The sequence below is a fragment of the Ensifer sp. YR511 genome (genome assembly GCF_900103045.1).
Classification (GTDB): domain Bacteria; phylum Pseudomonadota; class Alphaproteobacteria; order Rhizobiales; family Rhizobiaceae; genus Ensifer; species Ensifer adhaerens.
The window spans coordinates 184736-199625 of the sequence record NZ_FNGR01000008.1 but is presented as its reverse complement, the minus strand read 5'-3'; the positions used below and the strand labels follow the sequence as shown (position 1 = coordinate 199625).

Here is a 14890-nt window from a genome sequence, read left to right as displayed (position 1 = left end):
CGCCGCTTCTGTCAGACGATCGGGCGTGCCGGCGCGGCCGCAGGCCGGCTTCCGTCGATCAGCGGCAAGTGCAGGCGCACCCGCGTGCCACGCCATGGACCGGTGAGAATGTCGATACGGCCGCCGTGGAGCCGGGCGATCTCACGCGCGAGATTGAGCCCCAGCCCGGCGCCGGTGGAGCGCGGACGCAAGCGATAGAAAGGTTCGAAGACGCGATCGCGCTCCTCTACCGGAATGCCGGGGCCTTCGTCGTGGATTTCGAGCCCGCCGGCGGCATCGACCAGAACGGTGATCGTGCCGGCACCGCCGCCATGTTCGATGGCGTTGCGCAGAAGGTTGGCGACAGCCTGCTCGATCTGCCGCGGCCGCGCGCTGACCAGGGCGCCCGGCGCTTCGGCTTCGAATGCCAGCTCGTAGCCGGCTTCGAACGCAAGCGGTGCGAAGTCCGCTGCCATGACCCTCCCGAGAGAAACGAGGTCGACCACCTCGAGCGGGCCGCCGGCATGTTCGAGGACTTGCCGGTCGAGAAGCTGCTGGGCGAGATGCGACAGGCGCTCGATATCGAGCCTCAGGCGGGTGGTTTCGGGGTCTTCCTGCAGAAGCTCGGCGCGGGTCCGCAGGATCGCGATCGGGGTGCGCAATTCATGGGCCGCATCGGTCAGGAAGCGGTTGCGCTGGTCGTATCCCTCTCCCAGTCGCGCCAGGGCCCGGTTGAAGGCCCGCACCAAAGGGGCGATTTCGGTCGGCACTTCCTCGGTTTCGAGCTGCACGGCGCGGTTGTCGATGTCGATGCGCCCTGCCTGGTCGGCGGTCGAGACGAGGCTCGCGAGCGAACGGCGCACGACGGCCGGCGTCGTCAGCAGAGTGGAGACGCCCATGACCAAGACGATCGGCAAAAGGAAGCAGAGCACAACAAGCACGAGCGTCGGCATGACCTCCATCCACGCCGTCCTGCCGTCGAGGTCGCGCGCCATATCGACATTGATGCTGATCTGCACGTCCAACGGCTCATTGTCGCGGCGGGAGGAAACGGTCGCGGCGAGGATCTGGACCCGGCCGGCTTCGGTCTCGACATTGTGGAGGACAGCGTCCGGAAGCGTGCCGCCTTCTTCGAAAAGCAATTTCGCCCCCTCCACCCGTTGCAGCAGGTCGCCGCCGGCTTCTTCATAGGGGGCAGGGACGTTTCCGTAGCGCACGACCTGGCCGGCGGCGTCGCGGACGATGTACCAGAGATTGGGATAGGACTGGCGAAGCTCGCGCAGGTCCTCGGTCTCGTGCACGGCCAGCACGCCGTTCGCGTCGCGACCGACGGCGCGGTCGAGCACATCCAAGGCGGCTTCGTTGTCGACGAGCAACCGTGGCTGGGCGATGAACACGCCCAGGAAAAGCAGGCCGATGAAGACGAACAACGTGGCCGCCTGCAGGAGGATCAGCCGACGGACGAGGACCCATTGCAGCGAGCGCGGACGAACCTTGATCATGTCGTCGCGCGCAGGAGATAGCCGAGATTGCGGATCGCCCGGATTTCGACGCCGGCGCCGACGTCGTCTAGCTTGCGGCGCAGGCGCGAAAGATGGGAGTCGAGCGCGTTGGATTCGATCTCGTCTTCCATGGCGTAGACCGATTCTTCCAGCGTCGCCCTGAGCACGGTTCGGCCGGGCCGCCGCATCAGCGCTTCGAGCGCAAGCCGTTCCCGGCGCAGGAGGTCGAGAGGCTTGTCGTCGACGGCGGCCTCCCGGTGGCGGAAGTCGTAGATGAGCCGCCCGACCTTGGTCTGCTCCGATTTGAGCGTGACCGGACGGCGCGCAAGCGCGCGCAGCCGCGCCATCAGTTCCTCGACGGCAAAAGGCTTGGAAAGATAATCGTCGGCACCGGCATCGAGCCCGCTGACCCGGTCGTTGATCGATCCCAATGCCGTCAGCATCAGGATCGGCGCCTCGACGCCAAGGCTTCTGAGCTTCGGGATAAGATCCAGCCCCTCGCCATCCGGCACCCGGCGGTCAAGCACGACCACGTCATAGGGCCAGAGTTCGGCAACGGCCTCGGCGTCGGCGAGCGTCGAGACATGATCGACGATCACCTGGCGCCGCGCCAGGGCAGCCTTGAGGGCCGAGGCCATCTCCGGCTCGTCTTCCAGCAGCAAGATGCGCATGCCACTTTCCCTTCTGTGCCCGCATCTATGCGGGTCGCTGATCCGTCACGTCGACTGCCCGAGGCGTCACTCGCATTCCAGCTTCGGCTGGCGGAAGTTGGTGATGTACCAGCGGCCGTGCTGCATCCGGGCGTAGAAGCTATAGAAGCACTCCTGTTCCTCGACATAGCCCGGCGTCGAATACTCCTCGTAGCGCATTCCGCGCCGGGTGTCCCTGATTTCGCCGCTGGATGTGCCGGAGACGACATTCGTTGAGATCTTGCGCCTGATAGGCGCGCTCGTTCCAGCCGAGATCGAGAACATTGGTGGGCGGACCATAGTCGATGATGACGGATTCGACCGGCTGGCCGATATAGGTCTTCATCGTATCGGATGCACAGCCGGCCAGCAGGGCGGCGGTGGCGGCGAAGCAGGCGAGGGTGCAAAACCCCTTAATGGAGAGCATGACGGATCCCGGTTTTCCTGCAGCGCCAGTCGTCCACGGGACGCGCGAAGCCAGCAGTTGTCGTTGACGTGCCGCCCGTCCGGAACGACTGCGATCCGGAGCGATGCGACGGCTGACCGGGAGCTAAAGGGCCAAGATTACAGGGGCATTGCAGGGCCGGCGCAAAGCTGGCGAAAGCTGCGCCGACGAAGCCGGTGGCGGGGGCAACGGATGTCGTTACTGCCGAAGAAGCGCTGCATACTTCCTAGGCAGCGCGGTCTGTGTCACGTGTTTGCGCTACCTTGGGATCAGCCGCGTAAACCAGGCCCGGCTTGACGATCCACTCGCCCGTGCGAAGTGCCAGTACATCAAAGCCGCCGCTCACCAGGCGCGGTGCCACGCCGACGAAACGATAGACAAGGCCCTCTCCGTCGCGCACGGATTCCCGTATCGGACAACTGCCCAGAGAGCCGATAACGTCGCCCTCGAACGCGACATCCACCAGCATGAAATATTCCGTCGGCAGACGGCGGCTGGCTCTGGAGGAGAGTTTGAACCCGTTTGTGAATTTCATAGTCTTGCTCGTCTGTGACGCCTTCGGAACCGGACATGCCGGTACTGGCAAGCGTCTGCGCTGTTCTGTTGCTTTCGCGTCCGAAGCCGGGTGGGTTGCCGCCAACGCAAATCCGGCCGATCACAGGAAAGGTGAATGCTGCGGCACCGGGTGTTGCGGCGCGGCACGTCTCAAGCCATCCAAAAGCGGCACCAGCATGGCAGCATGCCTGAGGCAAAACGACCTACAGGCACATTGCCGCCCGCTGCTTCTATCGCGCGGATCGGCATAGGATTTCGCCTGGGAAGATGGGATGGGAAGATCAGAAAAGCATAAGGGGAGGGAGTGCAGTGCGCTTGGATGATTGCGCGCGACGCTAGCAGAGCATCGCGGTTTGAGCTGGACGCAACTCGCCGCCAAACAGCGGGCTGAGGGTCGGTTCGGAGAGCAGGAACCCTTGCACGTGCGTTGCCCCGGCGCCTTGCGCGGCCTCAAATTGTGCATAAGTTTCAACACCTTCGACCACAACGACGGGAGCGACGCAGGACGCCAGACCCACCATGTGCAGAAGGAACCGCTCCGCGTCGGGACGTCCGAGCCGCAGGAAGAAGCCGTCGATCTTCACGATGTCGACGGGCAGGGACAAAAGTGCCTCCGGCGTCGAAAATCCCGTTCCGAAGTCATCGACGGCGACCCGATATCCAAGCTCTCGTACGCTTCGAACGAAACACCCGGCCGTCGGGAGCGCTGAGATCGGCAGGCTTTCGGCGAGTTCGAGCACGAGGCGCGATGCCAGCCCCCGATGGGTCGACAGCAGATCCAGGAGCAGCGTCCGGTTACGTTCATCGCAGATGCTTCCGACCGAGATGTTGCAGCCGAGGTCGCCGGTTGGATGATGCGCCAACCAGTCGAAGGCGAGCGTGAGCATGTGCCTGTCCAGCGCAGCAATGCGGCCGGCCGCCTCCAGATAGCGTATGAACTCGCTGGCGGTCATGACCTCGCCGTCGGGTCGGATGATCCTTCCCAGACACTCCGAATAGAGCACGGTGCCGACATCGGCGACGGCATTGACGTGTTGAAGTGAAAACCCGACGCGCCCTTCTTTTGCTGCGTGGTCGAAGATTTCCACAACACGGTCAAACATTTAAACTCCATTGGCTTGGACGCGGGTCCGGATGCAGCCACCGGCTCACCAAGTGAGCCGGTGGCCAGTTCCTCGTTATTGGGCGGTCTCCGGCTCCGGTTCGACAACAACCACCGTCTGCGGCGGCAGCGTGCCGCGGATTTCGTCGATCTTGCCAACGGCGGGGCCGACCCCGAGAATCCCCTTGGCTTCGTCGACCATGTCGTCGGTTACCACGCCATCCTTGGTGAAGCCCGCTAGCGCCTGGCGCAGCGCTTCGTCGCTCAGCGCAGGATCGGCTGGGATGGCGTCGACGCCATTTTCCGCCTCGAACTGCGCATAGGCGATTGCGTAAGCGGAAACGGCCGCCATCTTCGGATCGTTTGAATTGAGATAGGCGTGGTAGTTGCGGTTGAGCGAGTTGAACCCTCGCTTAGACCCGGGCGCCACAACGGGATCGACTACCGGATCGACCACCGGGTCCGATGCAACCACGACCGATTTGGCGGGTTTCTCGGCTTTTGCCGATTTGGCTGCCTTGGTCGCCTTGGTCTTGCTGCCGGAGGTCCCGGATTTGTGCTGCGATTTTCCACTGGACTTGCCAGTGCTCGTTTCCTTGCTTCCGCGGGAAGTGTCGGATTTGCTGTGGCCGGAACCGCCACCGTGGCTCCCGCCATTGCCACCACCGTTGCCCCCGCCGTTACCGCCGCCGCCACCATTGCCACCACCGCCGCCATTGCCGCCTTTGGCGTAGGCGGAATCGATCAGGCTCAGGGAACCGGCAGCCATTGGCGCGACTGCCAGCGTCAGCGCCATGATGCTCCGGGCGATCAGCTTCGTCACAGGCATAGAAATCTCCTCATTTCCAACTGGTCGTTCTCATTTGCTTACGGATCGAGACACGACGTTCGATGTGAAGACGATATCTGCGCCTCTGAGACGGCGCCATCGGCCCCCGACCATTGCCTTTTCGCCTAGGACCTAGGTCCTATTCCGCAGCATCAAAGGTCCGAACAGTTCGGTCGCGATGGCTGCGCCATTGACCCTGTCATGAGAGTGGTTAGGTTGGCGCGGCCTTGCTACAATCGTCGCGCCGCACGAGCCGGCGGCCCGATCCGAGAGACCTGGTGCGCGTCCAACAGCTTATCACCCGCTGGAATTCTCAATCTCTAGCCACCCAGTTCCTGCTGATCGGAGGAGCGGTCGCCGCTTGTGCGATGGTTCTGGTCGGCGCCTTCGTATCGAACAGGATCGAAGACGCAGTCACCCGGAATTCCGCCGCAACGACGGCGCTTTACGTCGACAGCGTGATCGCGCCGTTGCTGCCCGATATGCAGACGAATGAAGTGCTCGACGAAACGGTTGCCCGTGCGCTGGACGAGACCCTTGGCCAGGGCGCGCTCGGCGAACGCCTCCTCTCGTTCCGCCTTTGGCGTGCCGATGGCACGCTTCTCTATTCGAGTGACCAGGCGGCCGTCGGCACCAAGGTGGAGCCAAGCGAGGAACTTCAGACGGCATTTTCAGGCAAAATGGTCGCCCGCTTCGACCAGGCCGGGGATGGGACGGCGGACAGGGCCACGGCCGAGCCGGCGCTTGCCATCTACAATCCGGTGCTCCAACCCTGGTCCGGCCAGGTGGTGGCCGTGTCGGAATTTCACGAGGTGGCCAATGATTTCGAACAAAGCCTCAATCAGGCGCGTGCACACACCTGGTTGGCGGTCGCAGCCTTCACGCTTGCCTTCTTCGTCGTGCTGTCGGCGATCGTGCTTCGGGGCAGCAAGACGATCGAGAGCCAGCGGCATGCGCTCGCCCAGCGCGTCGACGAGCTTTCGGCATCGCTGGCGCAGAACGAAACGTTGCGCGGCCGGCTGCAGCGCGCGTCGCAGCGCGCCACCGCATTGAACGAAAGCTATCTGAGGCGCATCGGCGCGGACCTGCATGATGGCCCCGCCCAACTCGTCGCCTATGCTTCGCTAAGACTGGGCAGCGAGACCTTGAAGCGCGACGCGACGCCGGCGGCCACCCGTGCGCGCGAGATCGGCGCGATCAAGGCGAGCCTCGACGAGGCGATGCAGGAGATCCGCACAATCTGCGGCGGCCTGGTCCTGCCGCAGATCGAGACGGCCGGACTGGCAGAGATCCTGCAGCGTTGCGTGAAGGCCCATCAGCAGCGCACAGGGGCGGCGGTCGAGCTCGCCCTGGCCGATCCGCCGGACCGTCTGTCGCAGGCGGCAAAGATCTGCATCTACCGCTTCGTGCAGGAAACCCTCAACAACGGCTACCGGCATGCCGGCGGCGTGAGGCAGCAGGTATCGCAACGAACAGTCGGCGACCGTGTCACCATCGAGGTCGCCGACGGCGGACCCGGATTTGATCCGGACAAAGTTCCGCCCACAAGTCTTGGTCTTGCCGGCCTGCGCGAACGGATCGAAAGTCTCGGCGGAACGTTTGAGCTCATCATCGAGCCGACCGGCACCACCGTTCGCATGACGACAAGCGTCAAGGAGATCTGACAATCATGACGTCAAGGATACGCGTTGCCGTGGTCGACGACCACCCTCTGTTTCGCGAAGGCGTGACCCGGAGCCTGTCGGAGATCGAGGGGTTTGAGATCGTCGCCGAGGGCAGTTCGAAGGACGACGCGACCGGGATCGCGCAAAGCCTCGGACCGGATGTGATGCTCATGGATATCTCCATGCCGGGCGGCGGGCTGGAGGCGATACCGGCGATCCTGGAGGTCGCTCCGTCGCAGAAGATCATCATGCTCACGGTTTCCGAAGACGGAGATGACGTGACCACGGCGCTCGACCGGGGTGCCACCGGCTATGTGCTGAAGGGCGTCGGCGCCTCGGCGCTCGCCGAGGTCATTCGCACTGTCGCTTCGGGCGAGCGTTACGTGGCGCCGACCCTGTCGGCCAAGCTTTTGTCGACGAAGGGCCCGGCTCAGCCTGGAAAATCCGGTCTGGTCGCAACCCTGACGCCCCGCGAGAAAGAGGTTCTGCACCTGGTAGCGGCCGGCATGAGCAACAAGCATGTTGCCATCGAGCTGGACCTGCAGGAAAAGACCGTGAAGCATCACATGACGCAGATCATGACGAAGCTGGGGGTCGCCAACCGCACCGAAGCGGCAATGGTTCTGCGCGACGCGCGCGAGCTTTAGTCTCTGAGACCGACCGATACCGTCGCACCGCCGACGCTGATCGGCGGCGCGTGCTAATGCGCCAGGGTCTCCATGCGCTGCTTGTCGGCTGATGTCGCGCGCCGGTTGATGATCGTCCGTCCGCGGGCATCCTTCATGATGTAGCGCCCCTTCCTGACTTGCTCGGTTATGCCGCCCTTGTGACGGATACCGGTTTCGCCATCGTCGGTGGCGTCTTCATTTGCACGGGAGGCCTTGGAGTTTCCGCCGGAACGGTTTTCGTTGGAATTCCCGTTTCCATTGCCGTTGCCACCGCCATTGCCGTTATTGCCGCCGCCGTTCCCGTTCCCTCCGCCATTACCACCACTATTTCCACCGCCGTTGCCGCCGCCACTATTGCCGTTCTTGGCGAGGGCGACCGTCTCGGTCATCGACAGACCTGCGCGGGTCAGATCGAGCTTGTAGGGAAGGGTCGTCACCAACAGGACTGCGGGCCAGAAGAATGCAGCAAGAAAAATCCGGCGATTGGGCATTTCAGTCCTCTGGCGATGTCGCGGCACAGGGTGGGCACGCTCCGGCGGATACCGGCAAGCTCGACTTTGCTCATGGCCGGCATGGCCAGTCAACGCGCGTCTGCGCTGGTTACGCTTTCCCAGACCTTTCCCCGGCGACGGCCGGACAATCGTCGGATTCCCTTAGGACCAAAGTCGGGTTCAATGCGTCGTCGTTTGGCGGCTGTGGCCTGCGCTCTTGCCGAGCAGCGACCGTGGCGTGACGGGTAGTCAGGCGATGGCGCGATTGAAATTGTCATGCACGCCGTTGCATCGTTTCATTTGGCCATATTCTCGACACCGAGATCGTTGACGTCTCCGGCAGGCTGGGACCACCCGGCGCTCATCGAGCGCCCGCTCCTGCGCCTCTTCGGAGGCCCGGGGGCGGGCGTTTTGCGCCTTTTGAAAGATCAACACTTGTCACACGACAAATCGACCGGGCACGTCAAGAAACGCATCGTGCTGCATTTTCCGGGCTTCGAGCCGCTGGATGCCGTCAAGCATCAGGCGCGCTACAAGCGATCGGCGGTCAAGACGGCGAGACTTCAGGATTTCGATGTTCAGGTCGGGCAGGTGGAGAGCGAGGGACCCGGCCGCTATTTCGACGTGGATAGCCAGGGCGCCGACTGGCAGACGGCCAGCCGCGTCTACATCTTCGATCACGACGAGATCGTCCGACGCCTGAATGGCCGGGGCACGCTGCATCGAATGGTCGCGGGCTACCTGAGCGCCCTGCGAGTCGTCTGGGAAGGCGGCGCATTCGGCTACTTCCGGCATGCCTGGCGGTTCGGCCTGTTCTTTCTCTTTCCGTTCCTGCTGGTGGCAATTGGCGTCGCGGGGAGCGTGTTGATCGGCACCGCCCCCTACTGGCTTGCGCTTGAATCATCGCTTCTCGTCCTGAGCGCGATCGTCGCCTACCTGGTCTTTTTCAAGCTGTTTCTCCCCTGGTCGGAGCGGTGGCATACCCTGCATCTCTTTTCTGACTGGGAGCTGGCGGTTGCCGTTGCGCGTCTGGAAAAACCATATTTAAAGCAATGGGTTGAAGACAGCCTGGCATCCGTGCGGGCCGCGCTCAACGAACCGGCCGACGAGTACGTCATCAGCTCTCACAGCATGGGCTCCAGCATCGCCACCCAGGTGATCGGCGCCCTGGTGGAGCGGGAGCCAGGCCTCTTTGCCGGAAAACGCATCGTCTTCGTCACGCTCGGCGGCGCGATCCTGCAGTGTGCGCTGCTGCGCTCAGCCGAAGTGTTGCGCGCGCGCGTCGGCGCCATCGCCCGGGTGAAGGATATCTTCTGGTTCGACGTCCAGTGCCTGACCGACGCGATCAATTTCTACAGATGCCAGGTGGTGGCGCTTGCCGGACACGGCGATGCGCCTCAGCCGCCCATCGTTTTCATCCGGCTCAAGCATATGCTGTCACCGGAGCGCTATGGCCGGATCAAGCGCGACTTCCTGCGTGTGCACCGCCAATACGTGCTCGATGCCGACGTTCGCGCGCCCTTCGATTTTACGATGATGACGGCCGGGCCGCTCCCGGCCGCCTCATTCGCCAACGCGGCCTGAAGGCAAACAGTCCTGTCGGGGCAGGGCTGTTGCTTGCCGCTCACGTACTCAGCACCGAGAGACCGCTCTCCCGGTCGAACAGGTGCAAGCCGTTTGGCTCGATTGTGAAGGATACCGCTTCCCCCGGCCTGGGGCAGCCGCTGGCCTTGACCAGTGCGCCAATTTCCTTGCCGGCAAACAGAAAGGTCACGAGCGCGTCGTTACCATGAAACTCGACCAGGTCGGCGATGCCCTCGACACGATTGAGCCCGCTTTCCGCCGGCGCCAGGTCGGCGGGACGTATGCCCAGCACCAGCGTCTGGCCATGGCGAAGCGTGAACCTGTCGTCCGAGATCGCGAAGCTGCCGCCCGCACTGCGCAACAGCCAGCTGCCTTCGGTCTTTTCGGCCGTCACGTCGATGAAATTCATGTTGGGTGTGCCGATAAAGCCGGCGACGAAGAGCGTGCGCGGGCGTTCGTATATCTCGGCGGGCGTTCCGACCTGCTCGATCGCGCCACCCTTCATCAGGACGATCCGGTCGGCAAGTGTCATCGCCTCCAACTGGTCGTGGGTCACATAGATCGTCGTGGTCTTCAGCTTCTGGTGCAGCCGGGCGATCTCGACCCGCATGTGATTGCGCAGCTTCGCGTCGAGATTGGAGAGCGGCTCGTCAAAGAGGAAGACCCGCGGCGTCTTGATCATCGCGCGGGCGATAGCGACGCGCTGCTGCTGCCCGCCGGACAGCTCGGTCGGCTTGCGGGCGAGATAGGGCTCGAGGCCGAGCGTTCCCGAAACAGCGCGAATCCGCGTATCGATCTCCGCCTTCGGCACCTTCATGCGCTTCAGTCCGAAAGCGATGTTGTCGTAGATCGTCATGTGTGGGTAGAGCGCATAGTTCTGGAAGACCATGGCAACGCCGCGGTCGCGAGGCGGCAGGTCGTTGACCGCCCGCCCGCCGATCGAGACGATGCCGCCGGATATGTCTTCGAGACCGGCAATCATGCGCAGCAGCGTGGACTTGCCGCAGCCGGATGGACCGAGAAACACGATGAATTCATGATCGGCGACATCGAGGTTGAAATCCTTGATGACATCAACGGCGCCGTATTGCTTGTCGACATTGGAGCAGACGATGTTCGCCATGGCTCAATCCTTCCCACTGTCCATGTGGATCTGTAGTTTGATATCAGTCGGTCGGGCGGATGCGGCCCGCTCGAATGCCCTGATGCTGTCTTCGAAGCGGAAGGTTTCAGTGATCAGCGGCTTCAGATCGACCTTGCCGGACGCGATCAATTGCAGGGCGCGGTCGAAGATGTTGGCGTAACGAAACACCGTTTCGATCCGGACTTCCTTGGAGATTGCGCCCGGAACGTCGAATTGTACCGGTTCGACCGGCAGGCCCACCAGAACCACGGCACCGCCCGGGCGGACCAGATCGAATATCCCGGAAAAGGCCTTGGCGCTGCCGCTCGCCTCGAAGACGAGATCGGCGCCCCAGCCGCCGGTTTCCGCGGCGATGACATCGGCAAAAGGCCGCTCGGCGATGTTGACCGGGATGATGCCCGGATACTGAGCGGCGATCGCCAGCTTCTCCGCGCTGAAATCGGAGATGAAGACACGGCTGCAGCCACCGGCAAGGGCTGCGAGCGCCACCATGATGCCGATCGGCCCGCAGCCGATCACCGCGGCGACATCGCCCGGTGCAATCCGCGCGCGGGCGGCTGCCTGCATGCCGATGGCGAACGGTTCGACCATCGCGCCTTCGGCAAAGGAGATGTTGTCGGGAAGCTTGTAGGTGAAGGCGGCGGGATGGACTGCGAAGGGAGCGAGCACGCCATGAACCGGCGGCGTTGCCCAGAACCGCACCTTGGGATCGACATTGTAGATGCCGAGCTTGGAAGCCCGGGAGGTCAGTTCTGGAACACCCGGCTCCATGCAGACCCGGTCGCCGACGTCGAGCGTTTCGACATTGCTTCCGACCGCGACGACGGTGCCGGCCGCCTCATGACCGAGCACCATCGGTTCGCGCACCACATAGGGGCCGATGGCGCCGTGGGTGTAGTAGTGCACGTCGCTGCCGCAGACGCCGACCGTGTCGATGGCGATCTTGACATCATCGGGACCAAGTTCCAGCGGGAGATCGATCTCCCGGATTGCGAGCTTGCCTTTTTGCTCGAGGACCAACGCTTGCATGAAGGATTTCCTTGTTTTTCCAGTCTTGGGATTCATTGGGTCTTGCGCTTGAAGGCGCTGTTGAGCATGCCACTTAGAACCCCGATGAAGAGCAGCGGCGGGATGGAGAGCAGCACGACGGAGGCGTTGAGGATGCCCCAGGGCACGTCGCGACCGAGTTGCGTCAGCTCCGAGGCGACGATCGGCAACGTCTTGGCGTCGGACGTCGTCAGCATCAGCGCAATCAGGAATTCGTTCCAGACGAGCACGAAGGCAAAGGCGACAGCTCCGATCAGCGACCGAAGGGCAATCGGCAGCGCGATAAGGAAGAAGATCGCATAAGGACCGTAGCCATCGACGCGGGCAGCCTCCTCGACTTCCTTCGGCACCCGCGCAAAGGCCGGGACGCTCAGCCAGATGATGGTCGCGAGCGTCAGCAGCGAATAGGTGACGATCATCGACAGGCGGGTGTCATAGAGGCCGAAATCGAGCCAGATCACCATCAGCGGAATGGCGATCGCGACCGGCGGCAGGAAGCGCAGCGACAGAACGAAGAACTGAATGTCGCGGGACCAGCGGTTGGGATAGCGCGCGATCGCATAGGCGGCGGGCAGGCCGAGAGCGGCACCGATCAGCACCGCAGCGCCCGATATCAGCAGCGAATTGACGAGGCCGGCAAAGACGCTTTCGCGGCCGAGCACATAGGCGAAGTTGTCGAGCGTCGGCTCGAAGAAGAAGAGCGGGGTCGGTGTCACGATGTCGACCCGGTTCTTGAAGGCATTGAGCGCGGTCCAGAACATTGGAAACACGGCAGAGAAGGCGGCGGCGGCAAGGATGAGCCGGCCAATGAAGCGGCCAAGGGCGTGGGCGGTCATCACTGAACCCTCTTCCAGATGAAGGTGAAGGCGATCGAGGTGGCGATCATCATCAGAACCGCCATGCTGGAGGCGTAGGAAATCCGGCCGGACTCGATGAAGCCTTGCGAGAAGGCGTACATGTCGAGCGTTTCGGTCGCGATGCCGGGGCCGCCGCGGGTCATTACGTAGATCAGGTCGAAGGCGCGCAGCGACTCGATCATCTTGACGAAGGCAAGCGAGATCAGCGGCGCCGTCAGCATCGGCAGCGCGATGAAGGCGTAAATCTCCCAGGTGCGGGCGTGGTCCAGCCGTGCCGCTTCGAATGGCTGGGGCGGCAGCGTTTCCAGGAGCTTCAGCACGATGACGGCGAAGAACAGGCCCCATTGCCAGACATCGACCAATGCGACTGTCGCAAGTGCAGTCGCCGGATTGGACAGGAGATCGAGTGGCTGACCGGTGATTGCCTTGTAGGGATAGGTGGCGATGCCATAGAGCGGATGGAAGGCGAACTTCCAGACGAAGGCGGCCGAAACGCGTGGCAGGATCACCGGTACCAGAAACAGGAGCGCCAGCAGGTTGCGCGTGCGCGGCGAGACGCATTCGAACAGCAGGATGCCAAGGCCGACGGCGATGGCGAGCGTTATACCGACGGTCACGGCTTCCCAGGTCAGGGAGACGCCGATCGCATTGATGAAGCGGCGGTCCGAGAAAAGGTCGATATAGTTGGCGAAACCGACGAAGCTGCCGTCCGGACGGCTGAGTTCCCGGTTTTGGGACGATATGTAGATCGCATAGGCCGTCGGCACGAGGGCGAGAACGGCAAGGATGCCCATGGCCGGGGTGAGGAACACCGCCGGCAGGCTGTTTTTCTGCTTCATGTGATCAGTCCTACGGCTGGGCTTTGAACGCCCCCGATGGTGCGGGCCACCGGCGGCTTTGCCGGCCGATGGCCCTTGGGAGGAACCGGCTTACTGGCTGCGGGCAACCAGGTCTTTGGCGAAGCCGTCGAGTTCGTCGAGGCCTTCCTTGATGTCGGTGCGCGTTCCGGTGATCAGCTCCTCGAGGATGATGCCCCAGCGGTCGCCAAGATCAGGCCATTGCGGGTTCTGCCAGAAGTTGACGGCGGTGACCTTGCCGGTATCAGCAAGCGCCTGGCCGAGATCGGGGCCGTAGAGCTCGGCGAATTTCGGGCTGGTCATGATGCTGGTGCGATTGAGTTCGCTGAACTGTCCGGCTTCGAGCCGCCGGGCCTCGTTTTCCTTCGAGGTCGCCCAAGCTACGAACAGACCGGCGCAGGCCTTGGAGGCCTCATCCTTGTTGGCCTTCATGCCGATTGCCAGACCATGGCCGTAGCCGCCGCCCGTCAACGGTGCCGGAGGCGGCAGGTAGCCGACCTTGCCGGCCACCTTCGAGGACTTCGGATCGATCGCCATGCCGACGAGCGGGGTGGATTCGATCAGCATCGCCACCTGGCCGGAGGTAAAAGCACCAACCGCCTCGTCCCAGCCGCCGGTCTGGCTGCCCGGTGCCGAGTACTTGAAGAGTTCGAGATAGGTCTCGGTCGCCTTGACCGCCTGTTCGCCGTCAAAGACCGGCGTCTTGCCGTCGAACCAGTTGCCGCCGAAGCCCTTGAAGAAGGGCATCCAGCGCCAGACATTGGCGCCCGAGCCGCGCTGGCCGCGAAGGGCTGTGCCGTAGATACCCTGGTCGGGCTGATTGAGCTTCTTCACTGCGGCAACATATTCGTCGAGCGTCTTCGGCGGCGTAATGCCGGCCGCCTCGAGCAAGTCCTTGCGGTAGACCATGAGGTCCCCGCCGCCAGTGACCGGCGCAAACCAGACCTTGCCGTCATAGGTCGCGACCTTCTGGCGGCCCGGATCGAAATCGGCGTAGTCGTAGTCATCAGGATAATAGTCCATCAGCGGCGCGACCCAGCCGGCCGACGCAAATAGCGCCACATTTGCCTCGTCGATGTAATAGACGTTGTACTTGCCGATGGTCGAGGCGTCCGCCTTGGTCTTGGCGCGGCGGTCGTTTTCGTTGAGATAGTCGATCTCAAAGGATGCGCCGCCCGAGAGCTTCTCGAATTCGGACTTGTAGTCTTCGAGCAGCGTCAGGCCGTCGCGCGGCTGGGCGAGCACCTTGATCGTGCCGGAGCATTCGGCAGCGACCGCAACAGTCGTCAGGCCTGTGGAAAGAAGGCATGCGAAGGCGATGCTCGAAACGAGCGTTTTGGCTTTTTTCATTGTGAAAAGACCTCCCCAGGTCTGCGATGCGCGCCGGATACTCCTCAGATCCAGTGCGTTTTCCTCATAGCGAACCGTTTCGCTGGGTTCGATGATAGGCCTTACGCTCTGCCGAACTAGCGTGCGC

14 protein-coding genes and 1 pseudogene are annotated in these 14890 nt (G+C 63.0%); 3 read left to right on the top strand and 12 right to left on the bottom strand.

Annotation, left to right across the window (positions count from 1 at the left end):
- Window positions 1–11 precede the first annotated feature (11 nt).
- The 6 genes and pseudogenes from BLU15_RS16930 to BLU15_RS39535 form a co-directional block, all read right to left on the bottom strand.
- Complete coding sequence (locus BLU15_RS16930) at window positions 12–1481, bottom strand: sensor histidine kinase (RefSeq protein WP_090296593.1); 1470 nt, start codon at window positions 1479–1481, stop codon at window positions 12–14.
- Window positions 1478–2152 (bottom strand): response regulator transcription factor, encoded by a 675-nt coding sequence (locus BLU15_RS16925; protein WP_034787757.1) that lies wholly within the window; start codon window positions 2150–2152, stop codon window positions 1478–1480. Before BLU15_RS16925 ends, BLU15_RS16930 begins: the two co-directional genes overlap by 4 nt.
- A 66-nt stretch (window positions 2153–2218) precedes the next feature.
- Window positions 2219–2597: pseudogene (locus BLU15_RS16920) on the bottom strand (hypothetical protein).
- A gap of 244 nt (window positions 2598–2841) precedes the next feature.
- Window positions 2842–3150, bottom strand: a complete 309-nt coding sequence (locus tag BLU15_RS16915) for a hypothetical protein (protein WP_051659110.1) — start codon at window positions 3148–3150, stop codon at window positions 2842–2844.
- Window positions 3151–3505: 355 nt separating this feature from the next.
- A complete protein-coding gene (locus BLU15_RS16910) occupies window positions 3506–4273 on the bottom strand; it encodes an EAL domain-containing protein (RefSeq protein WP_060529308.1) in 768 nt (255 codons plus the stop codon).
- 75 nt (window positions 4274–4348) lie between these two features.
- Window positions 4349–5101: a hypothetical protein gene (locus BLU15_RS39535; protein ID WP_176960302.1), complete on the bottom strand. Its 753-nt coding sequence runs from the start codon at window positions 5099–5101 to the stop codon at window positions 4349–4351.
- Between the two features lie 278 nt (window positions 5102–5379).
- Here BLU15_RS39535 and BLU15_RS16895 point away from each other — a divergent pair, with 278 nt between their 5' ends.
- On the top strand, window positions 5380–6765 hold the full coding sequence (locus tag BLU15_RS16895; protein WP_034787765.1) for a sensor histidine kinase: 1386 nt from the start codon (window positions 5380–5382) through the stop codon (window positions 6763–6765).
- Window positions 6766–6770: 5 nt separating this feature from the next.
- Window positions 6771–7412, top strand: coding sequence for a response regulator (locus BLU15_RS16890; protein ID WP_034787767.1), 642 nt, complete (start codon window positions 6771–6773; stop codon window positions 7410–7412).
- A gap of 53 nt (window positions 7413–7465) precedes the next feature.
- Here the strand turns inward: BLU15_RS16890 and BLU15_RS39530 are convergent, their stop codons facing one another.
- Window positions 7466–7924 carry a hypothetical protein gene (locus BLU15_RS39530; protein ID WP_034787769.1) on the bottom strand — a complete coding sequence of 153 codons (459 nt, stop codon included), beginning with the start codon at window positions 7922–7924 and terminating at the stop codon, window positions 7466–7468.
- 276 nt (window positions 7925–8200) lie between these two features.
- On the opposite strand from BLU15_RS39530, the gene BLU15_RS16880 reads away from it, so the two are divergent.
- Window positions 8201–9508 carry a hypothetical protein gene (locus BLU15_RS16880; protein WP_226020780.1) on the top strand — a complete coding sequence of 436 codons (1308 nt, stop codon included), beginning with the start codon at window positions 8201–8203 and terminating at the stop codon, window positions 9506–9508.
- 40 nt (window positions 9509–9548) lie between these two features.
- Here BLU15_RS16880 and BLU15_RS16875 read toward each other — a convergent pair whose 3' ends face one another.
- The 5 genes from BLU15_RS16875 to BLU15_RS16855 all read right to left on the bottom strand — a co-directional run bounded on the left by BLU15_RS16875 (window position 9549) and on the right by BLU15_RS16855 (window position 14763).
- Complete coding sequence (locus BLU15_RS16875; protein ID WP_060643622.1) at window positions 9549–10631, bottom strand: ABC transporter ATP-binding protein; 1083 nt, start codon at window positions 10629–10631, stop codon at window positions 9549–9551.
- 3 nt (window positions 10632–10634) lie between these two features.
- Window positions 10635–11681 (bottom strand): NAD(P)-dependent alcohol dehydrogenase, encoded by a 1047-nt coding sequence (locus tag BLU15_RS16870; protein WP_060529311.1) that lies wholly within the window; start codon window positions 11679–11681, stop codon window positions 10635–10637.
- Window positions 11682–11713: 32 nt separating this feature from the next.
- Window positions 11714–12535 (bottom strand): carbohydrate ABC transporter permease, encoded by an 822-nt coding sequence (locus BLU15_RS16865; RefSeq protein WP_060517787.1) that lies wholly within the window; start codon window positions 12533–12535, stop codon window positions 11714–11716.
- Window positions 12535–13395: a carbohydrate ABC transporter permease gene (locus BLU15_RS16860; protein ID WP_090296590.1), complete on the bottom strand. Its 861-nt coding sequence runs from the start codon at window positions 13393–13395 to the stop codon at window positions 12535–12537. The genes BLU15_RS16865 and BLU15_RS16860 overlap by 1 nt, the downstream gene beginning before the upstream one ends.
- Window positions 13396–13485: 90 nt before the next feature.
- Window positions 13486–14763: an ABC transporter substrate-binding protein gene (locus BLU15_RS16855; protein ID WP_082566294.1), complete on the bottom strand. Its 1278-nt coding sequence runs from the start codon at window positions 14761–14763 to the stop codon at window positions 13486–13488.
- Window positions 14764–14890 lie beyond the last annotated feature (127 nt).